Below are 21,176 nucleotides of genomic sequence, written 5' to 3'. Positions count from 1 at the left end.
CCTATGCCTTTACTCGATATTCGTAATCTCACCATTGAATTAGATACACCTGAGGGCACTGTGAAAGTGCTCGAAAAAGTCAGTTTGACTATTAATCCAGGTGAAATCCATGGACTTGTTGGCGAATCTGGCTCTGGGCGCAGTTTATTGGCCAAAGCGATTCTAGGCGTACTAGGTCCTAATTGGCATATTATTGCTGACCGTATGATGTGGGATGGAAAAAACTTATTAGAAATGAGTTCCAAGCAACGACGCTGCCTGATGGGCAGTGAAATGGCGATGATTTTCCAAGACCCTTCTGGCAGTTTAGATCCGGTTAAAACCATTGGCAGTCAATTGATTGAAGCTATGGTACCCAACAAAAATATTCCTTTTTGGCGACGTGGAAAGGCGACCTATTTAAACGCGCAGAAATGGCTCCACAAAGTCGGTATAAAAAAACCAAAACAACTGATGAAGTGCTATCCATGGGAATTGTCTGAGGGCGAATGCCAAAAAGTGATGATTGCGATGGCTGTGGCGAATCATCCTAAATTGCTGATTGCCGATGAGCCAACCAACTCAATGGAGCTCAACACCCAAGCGCAAATTTTCAGACTATTGTCGCAACTCAATCAACTGCAAAACGTGTCTATTTTATTGGTTAGCCATGAGTTAGAAACCATGGTGCACTGGTGTGATAACTTAACGATTTTGTACAGTGGTCAAGTTATGGAATCAGGCCCTGTTAGCGAAATGGTAGCAATGCCTTATCATCCTTACACACGGGCATTATTAAAAAATCTACCTGACCATACTGAAAAAATGCGTCATAAAGCTAACTTACCCACACTGCAAGGCTCTTCGCCGTCGATGCAGCATTTACCAGCCGGTTGTCGGCTTGGTCCACGTTGCCCAGAAGCCCAACGCCAATGTGTAAAACAGCCTAATCTTGAACATATTAAAGACCGCTATTTTGCCTGCCATTTCCCTTATAAAAGTGAGCAAGAAGATGACGATGCCATTGCTTAAAGTAACCGACTTAAGTAAACAATACTTAACCGGTTATAAGCATTTTAAACCTCAATATTATCAGGCTCTCTCTCCGGTTTCATTTGAACTCGGTCGTGGTGAAACCTTGGCTATTGTGGGGTCGGTCGGCTCGGGTAAAAGTACCCTCGCCCGAATTCTAGTGGGTGCTGAACAACGCAGTGGCGGCGACATATTTTTTGAAGGTGAAGCTTTAGAAACACGTAATTTAAAACAACGGTGTCGGTTGATCCGGATGATTTTCCAAGATCCGACAACCTCGCTTAATCCACGTTTATCGATTGGTAACTTACTTAAAGAACCGTTACGGTTTAATACCCAATTAAGTTCAACTGAACGAAAAACATTGGTGATTGAAACCTTAAGAAAAGTCGGCTTATTACCTGAACACGCAGAGTTTTATCCACACATGATTTCCGAAGGCCAAAAACAGCGTGTCGCTGTTGCACGTGCCTTAATGCTTAACCCTAAAATTATTATTGCAGATGAAGCACTAACGGCTTTAGATTTATCGGTCCGGTCTCAGATTATTAATTTGCTATTAAAGCTGCAAAAAGAGATGGGATTATCGTATATTTTTGTATCACATAATCTGAATATTATTCGTCATGTTAGCGATAAAATTATGGTGTTGCAAAATGGTCATATGGTCGAGAAGTCTACTACTGAGGCCTTATTTACTTCACCACAACATGAATACACCCAACGACTCATTCAAGAACAAAGTCAATTTATGCAAAAGCGCTAAACTGCTCCAACCACTGTGGTTTTGAGGGCGTTTTAGAAAAAATCAGTGCCAATTGGCCGTCGAACTATTTATCCTAGAGCCAATGTTAAAGGAAGAAGCTTAAATATGATTATTAAACCTAAAATTCGTGGCTTTATTTGTACAACTACTCATCCAGTAGGTTGTGAAGCCAACGTTAAAGAACAAATCGAACTCATTAAGGCCAAAGGCAAAATTGCTAATGGGCCTAGAAAAGTATTAGTGGTCGGTTCTTCAAGTGGCTATGGCCTTTCGTCTCGTATCACCTCAGCATTTGGTTGCGACGCTGCCACTATTGGTGTGTTTTTCGAAAAACCAAGCTCTGAAACCAAACCCGGTACAGCAGGTTGGTACAACACTGCGGCATTTGATAAGTTTGCTAAAGTAGAAGGCTTGTATTCAAAAAGCATTAATTGCGATGCATTCAGCCATCAAGCAAAGCAACAAGTCATTGAGCTTATCAAGCAAGATTTAGGTCAAATCGACATGGTGGTTTACTCACTGGCTTCTCCAGTACGTAAAATGCCTGACACCGGTGAAGTTATCCGTTCATCACTTAAGCCAATTGGCCAAACGTATACTGCCACGGCTGTTGATACCAATAAAAATACCATTATCGACACTTCTGTAGAGCCAGCGACTGAGCAAGAAATTGCTGATACCGTCACGGTAATGGGCGGCCAAGATTGGGAATTATGGATGAGTGCGCTAAGCGACGCTGGCGTATTAGCTGACAATTGCAAAACGGTTGCTTATAGTTACATTGGTACCGAATTGACTTGGCCTATTTATTGGCATGGCGCTTTAGGCAAAGCCAAAATGGATTTAGATCGTGCAGCTCACGCCCTTGATAGCAAATTATCAGCTACTGGTGGCTCAGCTAACGTTGCAGTGTTAAAAAGTGTCGTGACTCAAGCGAGCTCAGCAATTCCAGTAATGCCACTTTACATCGCCATGGTATTTAAGAAAATGCGCCAAGAAGGCTTACATGAAGACTGTATTGAACAAATATACCGTTTATTCAGTGAACGCCTATACCGTGTTGATGGCCAAGCACCAGCTGTTGATGGCGAAAATCGCTTACGCCTTGATGACTGGGAACTTCGCGAAGAAATCCAGCAGCATTGTCGTGATTTATGGCCGTTAGTGACCACAGAAAATTTAAGCGAACTCACTGACTATGATGAATACAAACAAGAGTTTTTAAAGCTGTTCGGTTTTGGTATTGATGGTATCGATTATGAAGCAGACGTGAATCCTAATGTGACATTTGATGTAATTGAATTATAACAATTGAACCTGAGCTTAAACTTTAGAAAACAATAAGCTAAGTTACACAAGTAAAAGCCGTAATGCCCAGCATTACGGCTTTTTTATTGCGTTATTATCATAGCTAATGTTATTGCCATTATAGTGATTATAATTGCGATACTCACTGTCACTACTGGTACAAATTTGGCGTAAAAAAAGGGTTAAGCCATATGGCTTAACCCAAAAGTAACGCAAGGGATAAAAAGATGTAGTTAAACTATTTTGTCTCTAGAGCATGTTTGGCGGCGTTATCTCCTGCAATTCGACCAAATACCACAGTATCAGCTATCGCATTACCACCTAAACGGTTAAACCCATGTACACCACCAGTAACTTCACCTGCAGCAAACAAACCAACAATTGGCTTACTTTGAAGATCAAGCACTGAAGCATCAGTGTCAATAGCAACTCCGCCCATAGTGTGATGTATACCTGGAGCTACTTTTACAGCGTAATAAGGGCTTTGTGTCATATTTAATGGCATATCCTTACGACCAAACGCAGTGTCTTCACCTGTTTTGACATAACCATTGTAGTCAGATACTGTTTTCGCTAAATCAGCGACTTTCATACCTGTGCTCTTAGCTAACTGTTCAATAGTATCGCCTTTATAAAGCATTTCTAAATGGTCGTAGCCGCGTACCATTTTGGCTTTTTTGTATAACTGGTTATCAAAAATAATCCAAGCAAACTTACCTGGTTGTTTTAAGATGGCATCAGATGCTTTATCACGAGTTGTTAACTCGCTAACAAAACGGTTACCATCTTTGTTCACCATCACAGCGCCCACACCACGTACCGTTTCTGAAATCAGAATACGACTGTCTTTACCTATGGTTGGGTGAGCTTGAACCCAATCGATATCTGTCATGCTAGCGCCAATATCTTTTGCCATCAACACACCATCACCAGTGGCTGTAATGTTGTTTGAGCTGGTCATGTCTTTCATTGTTGGACGGTAATAAGCAATCATTTCTTTATTCATGCCGTAACCACCTGTTGCTAACACAACTGATTTAGCACCAATCATGTAATAGCCAGTATGTTTACCATGAACAACCGCACCGACAACATTGCGTTCATCATTGATAACAAGTTTCACAACCCGAGAGTTTAGGCGAGTATCAATGCCCTGATCTTTAGCCGCTTGGCGTAAAGTATCAATAATTTCTGGACCAGAGCTTTTACCACCATGTGGACGGTGGGTTCGGTCAACACGAGCACCACCGGAGCGTTTTAAGTCTTCTAAGTTCGCGCCTAAGTCTTCTAACCATTTAACGGCACTAGCTGACTCTTCAGCAAGAATTGTCACTAATTTAATATCATTTTTCTGACGCCCGCCTTTCATCGTATCTTCGATAAACCATTCAACTTTATCATCAACACCATGAGCGGCTTGTTGAGGAGTCCCAACAGCATTAATACCACCAGCTGAAATCATAGAATTACCACCACTGAATGGCGCTTTTTCTACCAAAATAACATTGGCACCCGCTTTTTTAGCAGATAAAGAAGCATTAAAACCTGCGCTACCCGCACCCACAACTAATACTTGTGTTGTTTCGCGTGGACCAGCAGCAATCGCTTTTTGGATTTTTTCTTGATTCCATCCGTTGTCCCAAGGTTTTTTCTTCTTGGCATCAGAAAATGGCATTGGCTTGATATCAAATGAATGACATTCATTACAGTAAAATTGAGGTGCTTCATGGCCTTTATGGCAACTAGTACAGTTAATATCACCTAAATGTGAAGCATGTGGATCAAATTGCAATTTGTCATTAGCCAGTTCAGCGTAATCTCCGTGACATGATTTACACTGAGCATTTTCATGAGTTTCACTATCACTCACTTTAATAGGATCGGTGTGACAAGACTGGCAACTACCCATGTCAGCATGGAATGAACCCATGTCAGGAGTTTTAGCCATTGCAGTACCAGAAGAGAGCAACACTAATGCCATCGCTGATACCAGATATTTTAGTTTCATTTGTTCATTCCTTTCTTATTTGAATATTGACTTACTTTTTGTTAAGCGAAAGGTTACTCATAAAGAGATAGTAAAACTTAGACATATATCAAACTTGTCTTTTGGTTAAGTTATAGTGAAACCCTATTCAGACTTTCTTAAAACGCTCTAAAAACTTGAGTGCTGTGACCCACGTTAATATTCGTCTGTCAGTTAATCATTAACATTAATTTATGCTTTCACCCCAATACAGAAAGCAACTAATTTAGGTAATAATAATTAATGAGAAGAGATGATCATGAACACAAATAAAAACTTAGTTTCCATAGTATTACTTTCTGCATTATCGGTAACATCACTCAATGCATTAGCTGATTCACCCACTGCTTATGGCCGTTTAGATATCACATTAACTAATTCAGAGCACGGTTTCACCACCCAAAATAAAAAAGAAGGTACGGTACTTGAGAACAACTTTAGTCGAATTGGCGTTAAAGGGAGCGAGAAAATCAATGATGATTTTCAACTAGTTTATCAAATGGAAGTACAGGTAAATGGGGCAACAAACGAAGGTGACGATGAACTTTTTAGCGCAAGAAGTACCTATTTAGGGGTATCGTCCGATGCTGGTACTCTGTTAGTTGGTCGTAACGATACCGTCATGAAATCATCTAAAGGGGATGTTGAAGCGTTTGATCTTACCAACGCTGCTTATAACCGTATGATTGCCGGTCAAGACAGAAAAGCAGACGGTATTACATATTATTCACCCACCATTGCCGGTTTATTTACTGTTAATGGTACTTACCTAATGGATGACAACTATGAAGGTAATGATGAAACACAATATGCGTTGTCTGTTGTTGCCGGTGATAAGAAATTGAAAAACACTCGTTATTATATAGCAGGCGCATACAACACAATTGGTGGTGTTGATGCCTATCGTGGTGTTGGCCAAATCAAAATGGGCAAATTTGAAGTGGGTGGTCTTTATCAACATTCTGAAAGCCAAAGTTATGATGATAAAGAAGGAAATTCTTATTTTGTCGCCGTTAACTATGATTTAAATGGCGTAAACTTAAAAGTTGAATACGGTAAGGATGAAGCAGGCTTTGGTAAGTTCCTCAAATACAATTCAGCGGTAGCATCATCTGGTGATTACAATCAAGCCACTGACGTTGACATTACCTCACTTGTTTTCGGTGCTGATTACCAGTTATCAAAATCAACCATGCTTCAAGCACATTACGCTATGTATGACGGCGAATATCAAATCGCTAACTCAGGTGTCGTTATCGATCTTGAAGACGATAATATTGCAACTGTCGGCATAAGATTTAACTTCTAAAAATACTTTATACAAACAGTATAAAGCAACAACTGCCAAGCCAAGTTAGCTGTTATCAATACACTAACTTGGCTTTTGTCTGGTTAAACATATAGATAAAAGTTGCGCTTGTTAACGTTTTTAACATTTAGACTTACCCTTTTGTGCTGGCTTCCTTTTGGCACGATATACTCTATAAAACAGCCATCGTTGATCTACTTATGCGAATAACCTTAAAACAATTATCTATTTTTAAAGCGATTCATACCTGCGGCCAAATTTCAAAAGCAGCGATAGAACTACATATGTCAGTGCCAGCGGTGAGCATGGCCCTACGTGATTTAGAAGATTCGCTTGGCAGTCGCCTTTTTGAAAGAAGTAGCACAGGGCTTACCATTAATGATAATGGCGCTGTCATATTACCTTATGCCAATGAGATGCTGTCTAAAGGCATGGAATTAGAACATGTTTTTTCTCAAGGTAGCCCCATTAGAGGCAGTATAAAAGTGGGTTGCAGTAAAACAGCGGGCAACTATGTTTTATCTCGCAAAATTCCATTATTTAAACAACAACACCCTTCTGTTGATATCAAACTATTTATTAACAACAGCCTCAGCATTGAGAAAATGGTGGCTGAAAAAGAACTTGATCTCGGCTTTGTCGATGCAAAACCTGGACATAAGAATCTATTACATGAACCTTGGTTACAAGACCGATTGTGTATTATTACTGGCAAAGACAACCCACTAGTAACAGAAATGATTACTCCCGAGTTGTTATCTGAACAACTTTGGGTAATGGATGAAACGATTTCGGTATCGAGAATCCGCAATACTCAATTACTAAAAAGTGCACATGTAAATATTAAGCAAGAGTTATCCATGAACACTATGGGCGCAATTAAAAGAGCCGTTGGTACTGGAATAGGCATTAGTGTATTGCCTTTGTTAGCGGTAGAAGAGGAAGTGGCACGAGGAGAGTTAGTCGAATTATTACTAACAGACTGGGATTATTCACGTCGTTACTGGGCAATATACCGAAACGATAATCCACTCAGTTCGCTCGCGCGTGAGTTTTTAGAATTTAGCCGGCCGGCTACACTGCTAAATGAAAACGATTAACTCGTTTAGTTCTTCAAGCATTTTAGATCTTCAGCAATATTGATTTATGACATTAGGCAGCACATGAGAATAACCAGTTGATTGATCAAGATCCTGTTATTTTAGGATTATTAGCTCTTACCTTAGGGTTAATTTTCTATACGAGTGAATTACCAAGTAGACCATGGAAAATCCTATATCACTTTGTACCTGTTATGGTGATGTGCTATGTAGTGCCCTCTATATTTAACACTTTTCATATTATCGATATGGCAAATAGCCAGCTCAATGTCATTGCCTCTCGTTATATTATGCCAGCTTGTTTAACATTATTGATTATCAGTGTTGATATTAAATCAATGTTATTACTCGGCCCTAAGATCATCATTTTATTCTTCATCGGTACTTTGGGGATTATTTTAGGTGCACCACTGGCTTTATATCTCTTTTCAATCATTTCGCCCGAGCAGCTTAACTGGGATGGTAATGGCTCGACTTGGCGAGCAATGGCAACATTAGCAGGTAATTGGGTTGGCGGGACTGCAAACCAATTTGCCATGAAAGAAATCTACAATGTTGAAGATGATGTGTTCGCCATAATGATATCGGTTAATGTAGTGTTCTCAGCACTTTGGATGGCATTTTTGCTCATGTGTGCTCCCCATGCTGAAAAAATAGATAACAAAATAGGCGCTGATGTAAATGGTATCCGTTTATTGGTCGATGGGATCCATTTACGTAATACAAAACCAACATCATTACCCAGTCTTAAAGGTTATATCTTTATTTTTGCTGTTGCTTTTGGTGTGACAGGCTTAGCCCATTGGGGGGCTGACGAGTTAGTCCCTTTTTTCAGCCTGCATTATCCAGAGTCAGGGAAATGGAGTTGTACCTCGCATTTTTTTTGGATAGTGATAATAGTCACCAGCACCAGCATTGGTTTGTCATATACAAAAATAAGACATTTGGAACAACTGGGTGCTTCTAAAATATCTACGGTATTATTGTATTTCCTTATTGCTACCATGGGGTTAAAAATGGACTTAACCATGATTAATGATTTCCCTATATACTTTGCAATAGGGTTTGTTTGGTTAACAATACATGCACTATTGGTGATTATTGCTGGTGTGCTGATGAAAGCGCCAGTGGCTTACATGGCGATAAGCAGCCAATGCTGTATTGGTGGCGCTGCATCTTCGCCGGTTGTCGCTATGGCTTTTAATCGTCACTTAGCCCCAGTTGCAGTGATGTTTTCAGTTTTTGGATATGCTTGGGCAAATTATATGGTATGGATTTGTGCTGAAATGATGAAACACATAAGGCCATAACACTCAATATATAAGGGTTTAAAGCACTTACGTTTCATCTAGATGAATACCGCAGTAGCGTCTTATCACGATAAAAAATAACCGATTACTGTCCACATCCTAACTTTTCAGTTTGTCATTAAACAATCGGTAAACAAATTAATACCTGTTGCGCATCGAGTGGTGATCCGGATTGTTGTTCAACGGAGGCAGTTCTGCCAATATCGAGTCGTTCTAAATATACCGGGTAATTTCGTAGTGTAATATCATTAGCATTAACCCAATCGCGATACAGGTAATCTATTGCCGCTGTTAGACCATTGTCATCACCACTGTATTTAATCATCGCACATCGTCCCTGAGGGATTGATTTGAGCTTAATCTGGCTCGACTCAGACACTATAGCTTGTGTCTCGGCATTTAACGATACACCAATATCAATTCGATATTGCGTTTTAACAGATAACTCAAGGGTTGAGTAAAGCAGGTTAAAGGTTCTGCAACTTGTAGGAAATAAGCCAAACTGTCGACGCCATTCAATAAATCTCGCAATGGTTTGAGGTAATAAAGCCGGATCACCATGATGTTCCATCACCGCTAATGCCTGCGCATCAAACGATACAATATCAACAGAGTAAGATTGCTTATCTTGCTGATTAGCATCTACTCGAAATGATTTAAGCGGTTGTTGCTTCGCAAAAAAATTGCCCCAATCAGGTGCTTGCTGAAACGATTCAGGGCTTTGACCTATACTGCGAGTAAACGATTCGATAAAATGCTGTTCGTTACGATACGCTAATTTAGCCGCTATTGTGGCCAGAGAAACTTGCTTGCCAAAACCTAATAAGTGGGCAGCTTCTAGACTTTTTAGCAGTTCAACGTAAGCGTCAATAGACATATGATACAGCGCTGTAAACAATGGGTCGAAATGACATCGTGGGATGTGGGCAATATCGGCCAACACTTGTCGATCAAAAGGCTCATTTAAGTGTTGATCTAAATAGGCTAATGCACGCTCAAATGCCTGATCAAGTCTGTGGCTCATGCCCTCTCCTTTGGATTAAATTGTTACTGTCGATTATTTATTATAACTAAACCAATGTAAATTAACGATTTGTACACATGCAATAAAACACACTTTTGTGCTAACAATGTGGCAATGTACACTAGTCGACTAATTGAATATCTAAACCTTCTAGTAAACTTAAGGCTTCGAACCGACTGAATTTGGCTTGCTTAACGTTATTAGCAGTAATATCAATTTGGTAATTCAACGCATCGGTAAAATTCGCCTTCGTTAAATTTGTATGACTAAATTGGCTTAAATTAAAATCGGTCAGACGCAAATCTGCTTTGTTTAAATTAGCTTCTCTAAAGTCGACATCATGAGCGCGGCAATCAACAAGTGAAAACTCGGGTAAATGCAGCGCATAAAAATTACTGCCATCGAGCAAACATCGTTCAAACTTAATTGTGGTTTGAGCCATAAACTGTGGCCACTGAGCTTTAGTCCAATCAATACCTATGGCTTTACTGTCGCTAAAAGTCACATCATCAAACTCTGTAGCAACAACTGACATTACGCTTAAATTACATTGACTAAAAACACACTCAATAAAATGGCAATGATAGAAATCACTTTGACTAAAATCACATTGGGTAAAATGACAGCGTTCAAAAGTAATATGTTTGAACTGTAAAGCAACGCCCTTGATCGATTCGAATAAGTCATCACTGTAATTTGATAACCCAAACAATTCACTAGGTTGTATATTTGAGATAGTTTTCATGCCTTAAGCACCTTATAAACAAAAAGACCTAGACGTGAGCCTAGGTCTTTTTGTATTTCATCTGTTGCGACGACTTAACTAGTCGGCAACTGGATACTCAATTTCAGCATCAGCTTTTAGTGAGGCAACCACTGCTCGATAATCAGCTTCGCTGTATTGAGGCGCAATACGTTGTTTAAGCGTATTGATGAGGTTGTCATTAATGCCTTCTGCTTTATTGACTTTATCAACCACAATAACCGCATAACCTGTCGCTAACGCTGCAGTATCAATTGTGACACTATTTTCAGCAGGAGCGGCAATTTTGAAGGCTTTATTGGTGATAGCTTGATCAATATCCTGATTAAAGCGACCTAGTTTAGCTAATGTCGTCAATGAAGCACCTGTTAGCGTGTTATTACCCGCTTTTAACTGTGCCATATATTCCGCAGCTTTGTCACGAGCACCGTCATTCGCTTTATCTTGCTGTAAACGTTCAACAATACCAGCTTTTACTTCAGCAAATCCCATAACGCCAGCTGTCTGATGTTTTTTCATGCGAATAACCACTACATGGTTTGGCGCAAGTTCAATCACATCGCTGTTTAAACCACTTGCTAACACTTGGTCAGAAAATGCGGCTTTGATAAATTCAGGATTGTTAAATTTAGCCGGTACGTCATCACGCGAGAATAACTGCGTTGATTGTACTTTTGCATTAACCGCTTGCGCAGTTTCAGCTAAAGTATCAGGGATTTCGTAACTGGTATCAGCCAACTTAGTTTGTAAGCTATAAAACACATCTAAGGCTTTCTTTTCTTGTAGCTGAGCAACAATTTTCGCTTTAACGTTTTCAAAAGCGGTTGCTTGGCTAGCTTGTAAATCAAGCAGCTTAATAATGTGGTAACCAAACTCACTTTTCACAATTGACGAGACTTGATCTTTTTGTAATCCAAAAAGTGCTTCATCAAATGCAGGGTCCATTACGCCTTGTTCAAACCAATCTAACTTACCGCCCTGTTGAGCACTAAGCTGATCGTCAGAATCAGTTTTTGCTAACTCAGCAAAATCTTCACCCGCGGTTAACTTGGCTTCAATAGCATCAGCTTTGGCTTTATCTGCGCTGTCATCGTCAGTTGCGGCGACAAAAATATGCGCAGCAAGACGTTTTTCAGCCGTTTGATATTGCTTTTGATTCTCTTGGTAATAAGTTTTCACTTCTTCATCAGAGGTTTCGCTGTTTTTAGCCATGTCGGCAACATTCAATTCAACATACTCAAGGCTGACTTTTTCAGGGCTCATGTATTGCGAAACATTAGCATCGTAATAAGTTTGAGCTTCTTCATCAGCGACAGAAACAGTTGATAAAAACGGTGTTGAGTCGACGACTAAGTAGCGAATATCACGGGTTTGGCCTTGAACTTCTGCAAGCTGTTTAGCTTCACCGTCCAGCACAAACTCACTACCAACAAGCGCATTTAATAACTGACGACGGGTCATATCTACACGCATCATGTTTCTAAAGCTTGTGGTTTGATAACCTAGTTGACGCAATACTGCTAGGTAGCGTTCGTTATCAAATTGACCGTCGGTTTGAAATGCAGGCTCTTCGATAATCGCTTTCTTGATTTGCTCATCTGATACACGTAAGCCCAACTTGTTGGCAGCTTGATCAATGAGCTTATCGGCAATTAAACGATCCAATACACCTTGCTTAATTCCGTTCATGTAGGAGTCGTCAGCCGCTAATGCAGTAAACATTTCGCCTAGCTGTTGCTCAATACGCGAGCGTTCATTTTGAAAAGCCTGTTCAAGTTCGTTGGCGCCAATTTCGTCACCATTAACAACTGCAGCAGGTACACCCGTGTTTGAGCCTAAATAACTGCTCACACCGGCAAAAGCAAAAGAAAGTATCACAAGTACTAGAATTGTTTTAGCAACAATCCCCTGTGATCCTTCACGAATTTTTTCTAACATCTGAATTCTCGCTTGTTGCGATTAATAAAATAAAAAGGCGCATCACCTTGTGGATGCGCCTTATTGTAAATTATATGGAGTTATCAGACGCTACCACGGGTATGACCCAATACTCCCAATATGTATTATGCTTTGCATAACAATATTGCTTTTCGTAAAAAGCACCGCCTAAGCAGTGCTTGTATTACGAATGCCTTACAAAGGCCACGTTATTAACTATTTAGTTAACAGCGTCTTTTAGCGCTTTGCCAGCTTTGAACGCTGGAATGTTCGCAGCAGCAATTTTAATTTCTTTACCCGTTTGTGGGTTACGGCCAGTACGTTCAGCACGTTGACGTACTTCAAATGTACCAAAACCAACTAGAGAAATCTTATCGCCATCTTTAAGACCTTCCGTTACCGCAGCGATAAAAGAATCTAGTGCGCGGCCAGCAGCAGCTTTAGAAATATCAGCACCAGATGCGATTTTCTCGATTAGTTCAGATTTGTTCATGTCATCCCCTTGAATGTTATTGTCGCGCCGCAACCAAATCTATGTTTAGAGCGGTCTGCGGAGGCTTTATTTTATAAGCTTGATAACACACCAAACTTAGTACGAAAACCAAAAAATGAAATTGGATACTGCTCAACGCCAGATGCCCCAAGGGCTTGGTGCGTCTGACTATCCACAAACCTAGGCTACCACAGGTCAGCGTTTTGTTAAGCCCCTTTTTTCATTTTTTTCATGCTCTACAGCAATTTTTTAACTAACAAGCTATTTTTTAACCACTTCAAAGCCTTCAACTGGTCGCTCAAGCGCCAATTTCAACACTTCATCTATCCAACGCACTGGATGAATGATTAAATCAGCAATCACATTTGCAGGAATTTCTTCCAGATCGCGTTCATTTTCTTGAGGAATTAATACATGCTTAATTCCACCGCGATGGGCTGCTAATAGCTTTTCTTTTAAACCACCAATAGGCAATACTTCGCCACGTAGAGTAATTTCACCTGTCATAGCTACATCACTACGTACAGGGTTACCGGTTAAACTAGACACTAACGCTGTACACATTGCCGCACCCGCAGATGGACCATCTTTTGGCGTCGCACCTTCTGGTACATGCACATGAATATCTCGTTTTTCATAAAAATCATTGTTAATGCCAAGATTTTCAGCACGAGCACGTACTACGGTCATTGCCGCTTGAATCGACTCTTTCATCACATCACCCAGCGAACCGGTATAGGTTAATTTACCTTTACCTGCTACTGAGGTGGCTTCGATTGTTAACAAATCGCCACCAACTTGAGTCCATGCAAGACCGGTTACTTGACCGATTTGGTTATTCGATTCAGCTTTACCGAAGTCAAAACGTTGCACACCAAGGAATGACTTTAAATTTTCCTGGTTAACTTCAACCATTTTGACCGTTTTATCAAGCAAGATATGCTTAACCACTTTGCGACAAATCTTCGACAATTCACGTTCTAATGAACGCACACCCGCTTCACGAGTGTAATAGCGAATAATGCCTAAAATAGCGCTGTCATCAACCTTGATTTCTTTTTCTTTAAGGCCGTTACGCTCAATTTGCTTAGTCAGTAAATGCTTCTTAGCAATATTGAGCTTTTCATCTTCGGTGTAACCCGATAAACGAATAACTTCCATACGGTCAAGTAAAGGGCCAGGAATATCCATTGAGTTTGACGTAGCAACGAACATCACATCTGATAAGTCATAATCAACTTCAAGATAGTGATCGTTAAAGGTCGCATTCTGTTCAGGATCGAGCACTTCTAATAACGCTGACGATGGGTCGCCACGCATATCAGAACTCATCTTATCGATTTCATCGAGTAAGAATAATGGGTTTTTAACCCCTACTTTAGCCATCTTTTGAATGACTTTACCTGGCATAGAACCAATGTAGGTACGACGATGACCACGAATTTCCGCTTCATCACGTACGCCGCCTAAAGCAACACGAACATACTTACGTCCGGTTGCTTTGGCAATCGACTGGCCCAATGAGGTTTTACCCACACCTGGAGGTCCGACTAAACACAAAATAGGCCCTTTAAGCTGCTTAACTCGGCTTTGAACCGCTAAATACTCAAGAATACGTTCTTTGACTTTTTCAAGCCCATGGTGATCGGTATCGAGTACTTCTTGCGCCTTGGCTAAGTCACGCTTTATTTTTGAGCGCTGCTTCCAAGGTACCGCAGTCATCCAGTCAACATAGCTGCGCACAACTGTGGCTTCAGCTGACATAGGTGACATCATTTTGAGTTTGTTTAACTCAGCAGTGGCTTTTTCTTTGGCTTCAACTGGCATGCCAGCTTCTTCAATCTTACGCGCCAATACTTCAAATTCGTCGTGGCTTTCGTCAATATCGCCTAACTCTTTTTGAATGGCTTTCATTTGCTCATTCAAATAGTATTCGCGTTGACTTTTTTCCATCTGTTTTTTAACACGAGTACGGATTCGTTTTTCGACATGAAGCAAGTCAATTTCCGATTCCATCATCGCCATTAAATATTCCAGACGCTCACCGACATTGATCATCTCAAGGACAGATTGTTTGTCTTCAAGCTTCAATGGCATATGTGCAGCCATGGTATCTGCTAAACGAGCGGCTTCATCAATCCCCGACAATGAAGTTAATACTTCAGGTGGGATTTTTTTATTTAACTTGATGTAGCCTTCAAATTGACCGATAGCACTGCGAACTAACACCTCTTCTTCTTTATCACTTAATTCTTCAGACTCGAGGTATTCAGCTGTTGCGGCAAAGAATTCTTCTTCTTGGGTGTATTGCTTGATTTTGGCACGCTGGCCACCTTCAACTAATACTTTTACCGTGCCATCTGGTAATTTAAGCAACTGTAAAATAGAGGCGACAGTACCAATATCGAAAATATCGTCTTTGGTAGGCTCATCAAGATCTGCATCTCGCTGAGCGACTAATAAAATTTGCTTGTCTTGTTCCATTGCCGATTCTAGGCAACGAATAGATTTTTCCCGTCCCACGAATAGCGGAATTACCATATGCGGGTAAACTACCACGTCTCTAAGTGGTAACACGGGGAGTTCGATATGCGCTTCACGCTCTTTAGTCATGGCTCGATTCCGTTTAATGAAATTGACTTATTACTGAGTATATTGGGGTGATGTTATCAGTTTCAATGGCTAATACGAAAAAAGGAGCCCAATGGACTCCTTATTTTTCAACTTCCTGACTATCAGTGCAATTATTGCTCGCCTGAAGCAGCCTGTGTCTCAGTGTTTTCGTAAATCAAAATAGGGGCTGACTCGCCTTTCACTACTGATTCATCAACAACGGCTTTAATCACGCCTTGTGTCGACGGAATATCATACATTGTATCGAGCAAGATGCTTTCAACAATAGAACGTAATCCACGTGCACCGGTTTTACGTGACATTGCTTTTTGAGCGATGGCTTGTAATGCATCATCACGGAATTCAAGTTCGACATTTTCCATCTCAAATAATGCACTATATTGTTTAGTTAATGCATTCTTTGGCTCAGACAGAATCTGTACTAATGCAGCTTCATCTAACTCAGTTAGCGTAGCAACAACAGGTAAACGACCAATAAACTCAGGAATTAAACCAAACTTCACTAAATCACCAGGCTCTACTTGGCTAAGGATTTGTGAAATAGTCGCTTTATCCGCTTCGCCTTTTACTTCGGCACCAAAGCCAATTCCGGTTCCGGTGTGTGCACGTTGCTCAATGACTTTTTCAAGTCCAGCAAACGCACCACCACAGATAAACAGAATTTTAGACGTATCCACTTGCAAGAATTCTTGTTGTGGATGCTTACGTCCGCCCTGTGGAGGAACAGAAGCAACGGTGCCTTCAATTAACTTAAGCAACGCTTGCTGAACACCTTCACCCGATACATCACGAGTAATTGAAGGATTGTCAGATTTACGACTGATTTTGTCAATTTCATCAATATAGACGATACCGCGTTCCGCTTTCTCAACGTCGTAATCACATTTTTGCAGTAGCTTCTGAATGATGTTTTCAACATCTTCACCCACATAACCAGCTTCGGTTAATGTGGTTGCATCTGCCATAGCAAAAGGGACATTAAGTGAGCGTGCTAACGTTTCAGCCAATAAAGTTTTACCGCTACCGGTTGGACCTAATAGTAAAATGTTACTTTTACCTAGTTCAACGCCATCTTTAATAGCGCCATTACGTAAACGCTTATAATGATTGTATACCGCTACGGCTAACACTTTCTTAGCCTGATCCTGACCGATTACGTAGTCATCAAGATGTTTGCGCAATTCATGCGGTGTCGGCAATTTGTCTTCATCACGTTTGGGTGAAATCTCTTTGATTTCTTCACGGATAATGTCATTACATAAATCAACACATTCGTCACATACATAAACTGATGGACCAGCAATGAGTTTTCTGACTTCATGCTGACTTTTTCCGCAAAAAGAGCAGTACAGCAGTTTGCCGCTGTCACCGTTATTTTTGTTATCGCCCATTATTCTACCTCTGTTTACAACTTAGGTTGAACCTAAGCTCTGCTTGTAGATACTTATCATAACCACATTGATGACTGAACGCCTTTCAATACAGAATACCTGAAAGTATCTAGAAAATCAGCTACCAGTTTTTAGCCGCGACTCGTGAGTAATGAATCGACAATACCATATTCAACAGCTTGAGTAGCACTCATGAAGTTATCACGGTCGGTATCACGTTCAACAACCTCTAACGGTTGACCAGTATGGTCCGCTAACATTTGGTTTAATTTATTCTTAATACCAAGAATTTCTTGTGCATGAATGGCGATGTCGGATGCTTGACCTTGGAAACCGCCTAATGGCTGATGGATCATCACTCGAGAGTTCGGTAAACAATGACGTTTACCTTTAGCGCCACCGGCTAACAAGAATGCGCCCATACTCGCGGCTTGGCCCATACATACGGTACTCACATTAGGCTTAATGAACTGCATAGTGTCATAAATAGCCATACCTGCTGTGACAGAGCCACCAGGAGAGTTAATGTACAAATAAATATCTTTATCTGGGCTTTCTGACTCAAGGAATAATAATTGAGCAACAATAAGGTTAGCCATGTGTTCTTCAACTTGACCAACTAGAAAGATGACTCGCTCTTTTAATAGACGAGAGTAGATATCATAAGAACGTTCACCTTTAGCTGTTTGTTCAACAACCATAGGTACAAGAGCATTGAGTACTGATTCTGGTGCTTTATGCATTATTCATTTCCCTAAAATAAAAATGGCCCGCATGAGAGGAACCTCATACGAGCCATTATAAATGGCGAACGGCTTGTTAAGTCAAGCTTAGCTTACGCTCGTCCGGTAGCCTTGTTCATAAATTCTTCAAAAGCGACGTCTTTAACTGTTACTTTTGATGATTTTAACAATGCTTCCACCGCTTGCTCTTCAAGCGCTACGTTGCGCATGTTTTGCATGAGTTCTTTGTTTGAGTTGTAGTATGAAACAACTTCAGATGGATCTTCATACGCTGAAGCCATAGATTCGATCAATGTATTAACACGATCATCTTCTGCTTTTAGTTCGTTTGTCTTGATCACTTCGCCTAATAGCAAACCGATTTTAACACGACGTTCAGCTTGTTCAGTGAAAAGTTCAGCCGGAAGTTCAGGCATATTTTCAGTTTGACCACCAAAACGCTGCATAGCTTGTTGACGAAGTACATTCACTTCACCCTCAATAAGCGCTTTAGGAATAGCGATGTCGTTTGCTGCAAGTAAACCAGTAATAACCTGTTCTTTCACATTCGCTTTTAACGCTTGCTCTAGTTCACGAGTCATGTTTTTACGGATTTCAGCTTTAAGTGCATCTAAGCCACCTTCAGCAATACCAAACAATGAAGCAAATTCATCATTCACTTCTGGCAGATTAGCCGCTTGAACTTCAGTCAAAGTAATAACGAACTTAGCCGCTTTACCTTTCAAGTTTTCAGCGTGGTAATCTTCAGGGAAAGTCACTTCGATTTCGAATTCATCACCTGTTTTATGGCCTACGATACCGGTTTCAAAACCAGGGATCATACGGTTGCTGCCTAATTGAAGTTCGAAATCATCAGCTTTTCCGCCTTCGAATTCTTCGCCGTCAATAGAACCGATAAAGTTCATTTTAACTTTATCGTCAGCAACTGCTGCACGTTCAACAGCGGCAAAAGTGGCATGTTGCTTACGTAATGTTTCAATCATAACATCAACGTCAGCATCATTAACTTCAGCTTTAGGCTGTTCAACTGCAATGCTATCTAAACCCGTTAGAACAACTTCTGGGTAGATTTCAAATGTTGCAACGAATTCAAAAGAATCACCTTCAGTTGAACCAGGAGTAAATACTGGTGCACCTGCAGGATTTAACTTTTCAGCTACGATTGCTTCAATAAAGTTGCGTTGCATCACTTCACCAGTGATGTCTTGACGAATGGCTTTGCCATAACGCTTGTTGATTTCGCCGATAGGCACTTTGCCTGGGCGGAAACCTGGAAGACGAGCACGCTTAGCTTCGCGCAATACATTGTCTTTAACCAATTTCTCGATTTGCTCAGCAGGTACAGAAATAGTTAGGCGACGCTCTAGGCCTTGAGTTGTTTCAACAGAAACTTGCATTGTTTTACCTCGAAATATGTCTGACGTTCTTTGTAATGGTCGACAACTCAACCATTAGATATTCGTTTCTTGACCATGGATTTAGCTCTGAAACCCAGCACAGCGATATTATTGATGCTGAAGACGCTGTTGGTACAGGTAGCTTATTTTTGATATTTATCAAGACGCGACATTATAGCTACCGTTTTTAACAGAGTCGAGCCTGAAAAGGTCGATTTACATGATAAAAACGCCGACTTATGTTCAATTTTGACGTGTTTGCACGTTTAATGTGCGAAATGAGTTTTTGACTTACGCTCAAAAGGACTAGGAGCAAAATAATTATCGTGACCAAATCAAACTTATCTGTACCCGTTAAAAGAGTTATACACGATAGTTTGATTTAATCAGAAAATGGGGTGACTGATGGGGCTCGAACCCACGACAACCGGAATCACAATCCGGGACTCTACCAACTGAGCTACAATCACCATTGAAATGGTACACCCGGCAGGATTCGAACCTGCGACCACCCGCTTAGAAGGCGGGTGCTCTATCCAACTGAGCTACGGGCGCATGGTTACAGTTAGATACTGCATCCTGTCTGGCTGAACAAGTTTACTTGTTCCGTTACTCACTGCAAGAGCAAATAACATTAATTTGGTCGGTGATAGAGGATTCGAACCTCTGACCCTCTCGTCCCAAACGAGATGCGCTACCGGGCTGCGCTAATCACCGAAAATATTGCTTTGTTTTCGAGGCAGAAATTATCTATAAACAATAACGATGTTGTCTCGAGAACGGAGCGCATATTAACGAGTCACCTAGCTATCGTCAACGATTTTTTTAACCCTTATTGCTATATGACGAATTTAGCAGCAAATATCGTGATTAGCATCATAGCGCGAATAGTTTATTCACTGTATTTTCCACGTCTAGCAAATGACACTCTTCAATACGCCTGCTAGAATAACGGCCGATCGACCATTGACTTCAACACCTGTGTCACTCAAAGGAAACTCTATAGCCATGACTGCTCAAATTATTGACGGTAAAGCCATTGCACAATCTATTCGCACCACACTAAAACAAAAAGTAACACAACGTAGACAAGCTGGATTTCGCGCGCCAGGACTTGCAGTTATTTTAGTGGGCAGTGATGCCGCATCTCAAGTCTATGTTGGCAGTAAACGCAAAGCTTGTGAGGAAGTCGGTTTTGAATCTCAATCTTTTGACCTTGACACCAATACAACTGAAGCAGAGCTTTTAGCGTTAATCGATGAATGTAATGCCAATCCAAGCATTGATGGGATTCTAGTGCAGCTGCCTTTGCCCGCCCATATTGATGACTCCAAAGTCATTGAACATATTCGCCCAGATAAAGATGTTGATGGATTTCATCCCTATAATGTCGGCCGTCTAGCTCAACGTATCCCAGTGCTTCGTTCTTGCACGCCGATGGGCATTATGACGTTAATAAAATCAACCGGTATAGATACCTATGGCCTGGATGCAACTGTGGTTGGTGCATCAAACATTGTTGGCCGACCAATGACACTAGAATTATTATTAGCAGGTTGCACAACGACAACCTGTCATCGTTTTACCAAAAACTTAGAACAAAAAGTGCGTCAAGCAGATTTATTAGTCGTTGCCGTTGGCAAACCTGGGTTTATTCCTGGTGACTGGATCAAGCCAGGCGCGATTGTTATTGATGTTGGTATCAATCGTTTGGAGAACGGCAGTTTAGTGGGTGATGTTGAATTTAATGTTGCCGCTGAAAAGGCTGCATTTATTACGCCGGTTCCTGGTGGAGTTGGCCCAATGACGATTGCAAGTTTATTAGAGAACACCCTATACGCATGCGAGCAATATCATAGTTAACTAAATCTCAGATAACTAAATCTCAGATAAGCAAATCTCAGATAAGTAAATTATGCTGATTAATAAAAACAAAAGCCTGCTATTGCAGGCTTTTGTTTTT

The 21,176-nt window shown here is 40.8% G+C and carries 16 protein-coding genes and 3 tRNA genes; 7 read left to right on the top strand and 12 right to left on the bottom strand.

Features of this window, described 5'->3' with window-relative positions:
• The first annotated feature begins 3 nt into the window (after positions 1 to 3).
• From CXF88_RS17295 to fabV, 3 genes are all read left to right on the top strand, one after another.
• Positions 4 to 1,011: an oligopeptide/dipeptide ABC transporter ATP-binding protein gene (locus tag CXF88_RS17295; RefSeq protein WP_101087861.1), complete on the top strand. Its 1,008-nt coding sequence runs from the start codon at positions 4 to 6 to the stop codon at positions 1,009 to 1,011.
• The gene (locus tag CXF88_RS17290) at positions 992 to 1,777 is read left to right on the top strand and encodes an ABC transporter ATP-binding protein (protein WP_011638034.1); all 786 of its coding nucleotides are present in this window, start codon (positions 992 to 994) and stop codon (positions 1,775 to 1,777) included. The genes CXF88_RS17295 and CXF88_RS17290 overlap by 20 nt, the downstream gene beginning before the upstream one ends.
• Before the next feature lie 105 nt (positions 1,778 to 1,882).
• On the top strand, positions 1,883 to 3,085 hold the full coding sequence (gene fabV / locus CXF88_RS17285; RefSeq protein WP_101087859.1) for an enoyl-ACP reductase FabV: 1,203 nt from the start codon (positions 1,883 to 1,885) through the stop codon (positions 3,083 to 3,085).
• 238 nt (positions 3,086 to 3,323) lie between these two features.
• Here the strand turns inward: fabV and CXF88_RS17280 are convergent, their stop codons facing one another.
• Positions 3,324 to 5,093, bottom strand: coding sequence for a flavocytochrome c (locus CXF88_RS17280; protein WP_101087857.1), 1,770 nt, complete (start codon positions 5,091 to 5,093; stop codon positions 3,324 to 3,326).
• Positions 5,094 to 5,364: 271 nt separating this feature from the next.
• On the opposite strand from CXF88_RS17280, the gene CXF88_RS17275 reads away from it, so the two are divergent.
• The 3 genes from CXF88_RS17275 (at position 5,365) to CXF88_RS17265 (ending at position 8,830) form a co-directional block, all read left to right on the top strand.
• Positions 5,365 to 6,420, top strand: a complete 1,056-nt coding sequence (locus CXF88_RS17275) for a porin (RefSeq protein WP_101087854.1) — start codon at positions 5,365 to 5,367, stop codon at positions 6,418 to 6,420.
• A 200-nt stretch (positions 6,421 to 6,620) separates the two neighbouring features.
• Complete coding sequence (locus CXF88_RS17270; protein ID WP_101087852.1) at positions 6,621 to 7,520, top strand: LysR substrate-binding domain-containing protein; 900 nt, start codon at positions 6,621 to 6,623, stop codon at positions 7,518 to 7,520.
• Positions 7,521 to 7,597: 77 nt separating this feature from the next.
• On the top strand, positions 7,598 to 8,830 hold the full coding sequence (locus CXF88_RS17265) for a DUF819 family protein (protein ID WP_101087850.1): 1,233 nt from the start codon (positions 7,598 to 7,600) through the stop codon (positions 8,828 to 8,830).
• A 118-nt stretch (positions 8,831 to 8,948) separates the two neighbouring features.
• Here CXF88_RS17265 and CXF88_RS17260 read toward each other — a convergent pair whose 3' ends face one another.
• The 11 genes from CXF88_RS17260 to CXF88_RS17210 form a co-directional block, all read right to left on the bottom strand.
• Positions 8,949 to 9,854 carry a GyrI-like domain-containing protein gene (locus tag CXF88_RS17260; protein ID WP_101087848.1) on the bottom strand — a complete coding sequence of 302 codons (906 nt, stop codon included), beginning with the start codon at positions 9,852 to 9,854 and terminating at the stop codon, positions 8,949 to 8,951.
• A gap of 121 nt (positions 9,855 to 9,975) precedes the next feature.
• Positions 9,976 to 10,599, bottom strand: coding sequence for a pentapeptide repeat-containing protein (locus CXF88_RS17255; RefSeq protein ID WP_101087846.1), 624 nt, complete (start codon positions 10,597 to 10,599; stop codon positions 9,976 to 9,978).
• Between the two features lie 78 nt (positions 10,600 to 10,677).
• Positions 10,678 to 12,555, bottom strand: a complete 1,878-nt coding sequence (locus CXF88_RS17250; protein ID WP_101087844.1) for a SurA N-terminal domain-containing protein — start codon at positions 12,553 to 12,555, stop codon at positions 10,678 to 10,680.
• 220 nt (positions 12,556 to 12,775) lie between these two features.
• Entirely contained in the window at positions 12,776 to 13,048 is a 273-nt protein-coding gene (gene hupB / locus CXF88_RS17245; protein WP_059745462.1) for a nucleoid-associated protein HU-beta, read from the bottom strand.
• A 261-nt stretch (positions 13,049 to 13,309) separates the two neighbouring features.
• The gene (lon, locus tag CXF88_RS17240) at positions 13,310 to 15,661 is read right to left on the bottom strand and encodes an endopeptidase La (RefSeq protein WP_101087842.1); all 2,352 of its coding nucleotides are present in this window, start codon (positions 15,659 to 15,661) and stop codon (positions 13,310 to 13,312) included.
• A gap of 131 nt (positions 15,662 to 15,792) precedes the next feature.
• Positions 15,793 to 17,073, bottom strand: a complete 1,281-nt coding sequence (gene clpX / locus CXF88_RS17235) for an ATP-dependent protease ATP-binding subunit ClpX (protein ID WP_101087840.1) — start codon at positions 17,071 to 17,073, stop codon at positions 15,793 to 15,795.
• A gap of 131 nt (positions 17,074 to 17,204) precedes the next feature.
• The gene (clpP, locus tag CXF88_RS17230) at positions 17,205 to 17,816 is read right to left on the bottom strand and encodes an ATP-dependent Clp endopeptidase proteolytic subunit ClpP (protein ID WP_101087838.1); all 612 of its coding nucleotides are present in this window, start codon (positions 17,814 to 17,816) and stop codon (positions 17,205 to 17,207) included.
• Positions 17,817 to 17,908: 92 nt separating this feature from the next.
• The gene (gene tig, locus CXF88_RS17225) at positions 17,909 to 19,213 is read right to left on the bottom strand and encodes a trigger factor (RefSeq protein WP_101087836.1); all 1,305 of its coding nucleotides are present in this window, start codon (positions 19,211 to 19,213) and stop codon (positions 17,909 to 17,911) included.
• Between the two features lie 394 nt (positions 19,214 to 19,607).
• Positions 19,608 to 19,683, bottom strand: a tRNA-His gene (locus CXF88_RS17220).
• A gap of 8 nt (positions 19,684 to 19,691) precedes the next feature.
• A tRNA-Arg gene (locus CXF88_RS17215) sits at positions 19,692 to 19,768 on the bottom strand.
• A gap of 85 nt (positions 19,769 to 19,853) precedes the next feature.
• Positions 19,854 to 19,930: transfer RNA gene (locus CXF88_RS17210), tRNA-Pro, on the bottom strand.
• A gap of 291 nt (positions 19,931 to 20,221) precedes the next feature.
• On the opposite strand from CXF88_RS17210, the gene folD reads away from it, so the two are divergent.
• The gene (folD, locus tag CXF88_RS17205) at positions 20,222 to 21,076 is read left to right on the top strand and encodes a bifunctional methylenetetrahydrofolate dehydrogenase/methenyltetrahydrofolate cyclohydrolase FolD (RefSeq protein ID WP_101087834.1); all 855 of its coding nucleotides are present in this window, start codon (positions 20,222 to 20,224) and stop codon (positions 21,074 to 21,076) included.
• Positions 21,077 to 21,176: the final 100 nt, after the last annotated feature.

It is taken from the genome of Shewanella sp. ALD9, from assembly GCF_002836315.1.
Taxonomy (GTDB): domain Bacteria; phylum Pseudomonadota; class Gammaproteobacteria; order Enterobacterales; family Shewanellaceae; genus Shewanella.
Note: the sequence above shows the minus strand (reverse complement) of the source record. Positions and strands in the feature narration are given on the sequence as shown.

What these genes read in the sequence shown, in the direction of transcription:
- CXF88_RS17295 (WP_101087861.1), top strand. Translation starts at nt 4, where the DNA reads ATGCCTTTACTCGATATTCGTAATCTCACCATTGAATTAGATACACCT.
- CXF88_RS17270 (WP_101087852.1), top strand. Translation starts at nt 6,621, where the DNA reads ATGCGAATAACCTTAAAACAATTATCTATTTTTAAAGCGATTCATACC.
- CXF88_RS17250 (WP_101087844.1), bottom strand. Translation starts at nt 12,555, where the DNA reads ATGTTAGAAAAAATTCGTGAAGGATCACAGGGGATTGTTGCTAAAACA.
- clpX (WP_101087840.1), bottom strand. Translation starts at nt 17,073, where the DNA reads ATGGGCGATAACAAAAATAACGGTGACAGCGGCAAACTGCTGTACTGC.
- CXF88_RS17255 (WP_101087846.1), bottom strand. Translation starts at nt 10,599, where the DNA reads ATGAAAACTATCTCAAATATACAACCTAGTGAATTGTTTGGGTTATCA.
- CXF88_RS17260 (WP_101087848.1), bottom strand. Translation starts at nt 9,854, where the DNA reads ATGAGCCACAGACTTGATCAGGCATTTGAGCGTGCATTAGCCTATTTA.
- clpP (WP_101087838.1), bottom strand. Translation starts at nt 17,816, where the DNA reads ATGCATAAAGCACCAGAATCAGTACTCAATGCTCTTGTACCTATGGTT.
- CXF88_RS17290 (WP_011638034.1), top strand. Translation starts at nt 992, where the DNA reads ATGACGATGCCATTGCTTAAAGTAACCGACTTAAGTAAACAATACTTA.
- CXF88_RS17275 (WP_101087854.1), top strand. Translation starts at nt 5,365, where the DNA reads ATGATCATGAACACAAATAAAAACTTAGTTTCCATAGTATTACTTTCT.
- lon (WP_101087842.1), bottom strand. Translation starts at nt 15,661, where the DNA reads ATGACTAAAGAGCGTGAAGCGCATATCGAACTCCCCGTGTTACCACTT.
- hupB (WP_059745462.1), bottom strand. Translation starts at nt 13,048, where the DNA reads ATGAACAAATCTGAACTAATCGAGAAAATCGCATCTGGTGCTGATATT.
- folD (WP_101087834.1), top strand. Translation starts at nt 20,222, where the DNA reads ATGACTGCTCAAATTATTGACGGTAAAGCCATTGCACAATCTATTCGC.
- CXF88_RS17280 (WP_101087857.1), bottom strand. Translation starts at nt 5,093, where the DNA reads ATGAAACTAAAATATCTGGTATCAGCGATGGCATTAGTGTTGCTCTCT.
- tig (WP_101087836.1), bottom strand. Translation starts at nt 19,213, where the DNA reads ATGCAAGTTTCTGTTGAAACAACTCAAGGCCTAGAGCGTCGCCTAACT.
- fabV (WP_101087859.1), top strand. Translation starts at nt 1,883, where the DNA reads ATGATTATTAAACCTAAAATTCGTGGCTTTATTTGTACAACTACTCAT.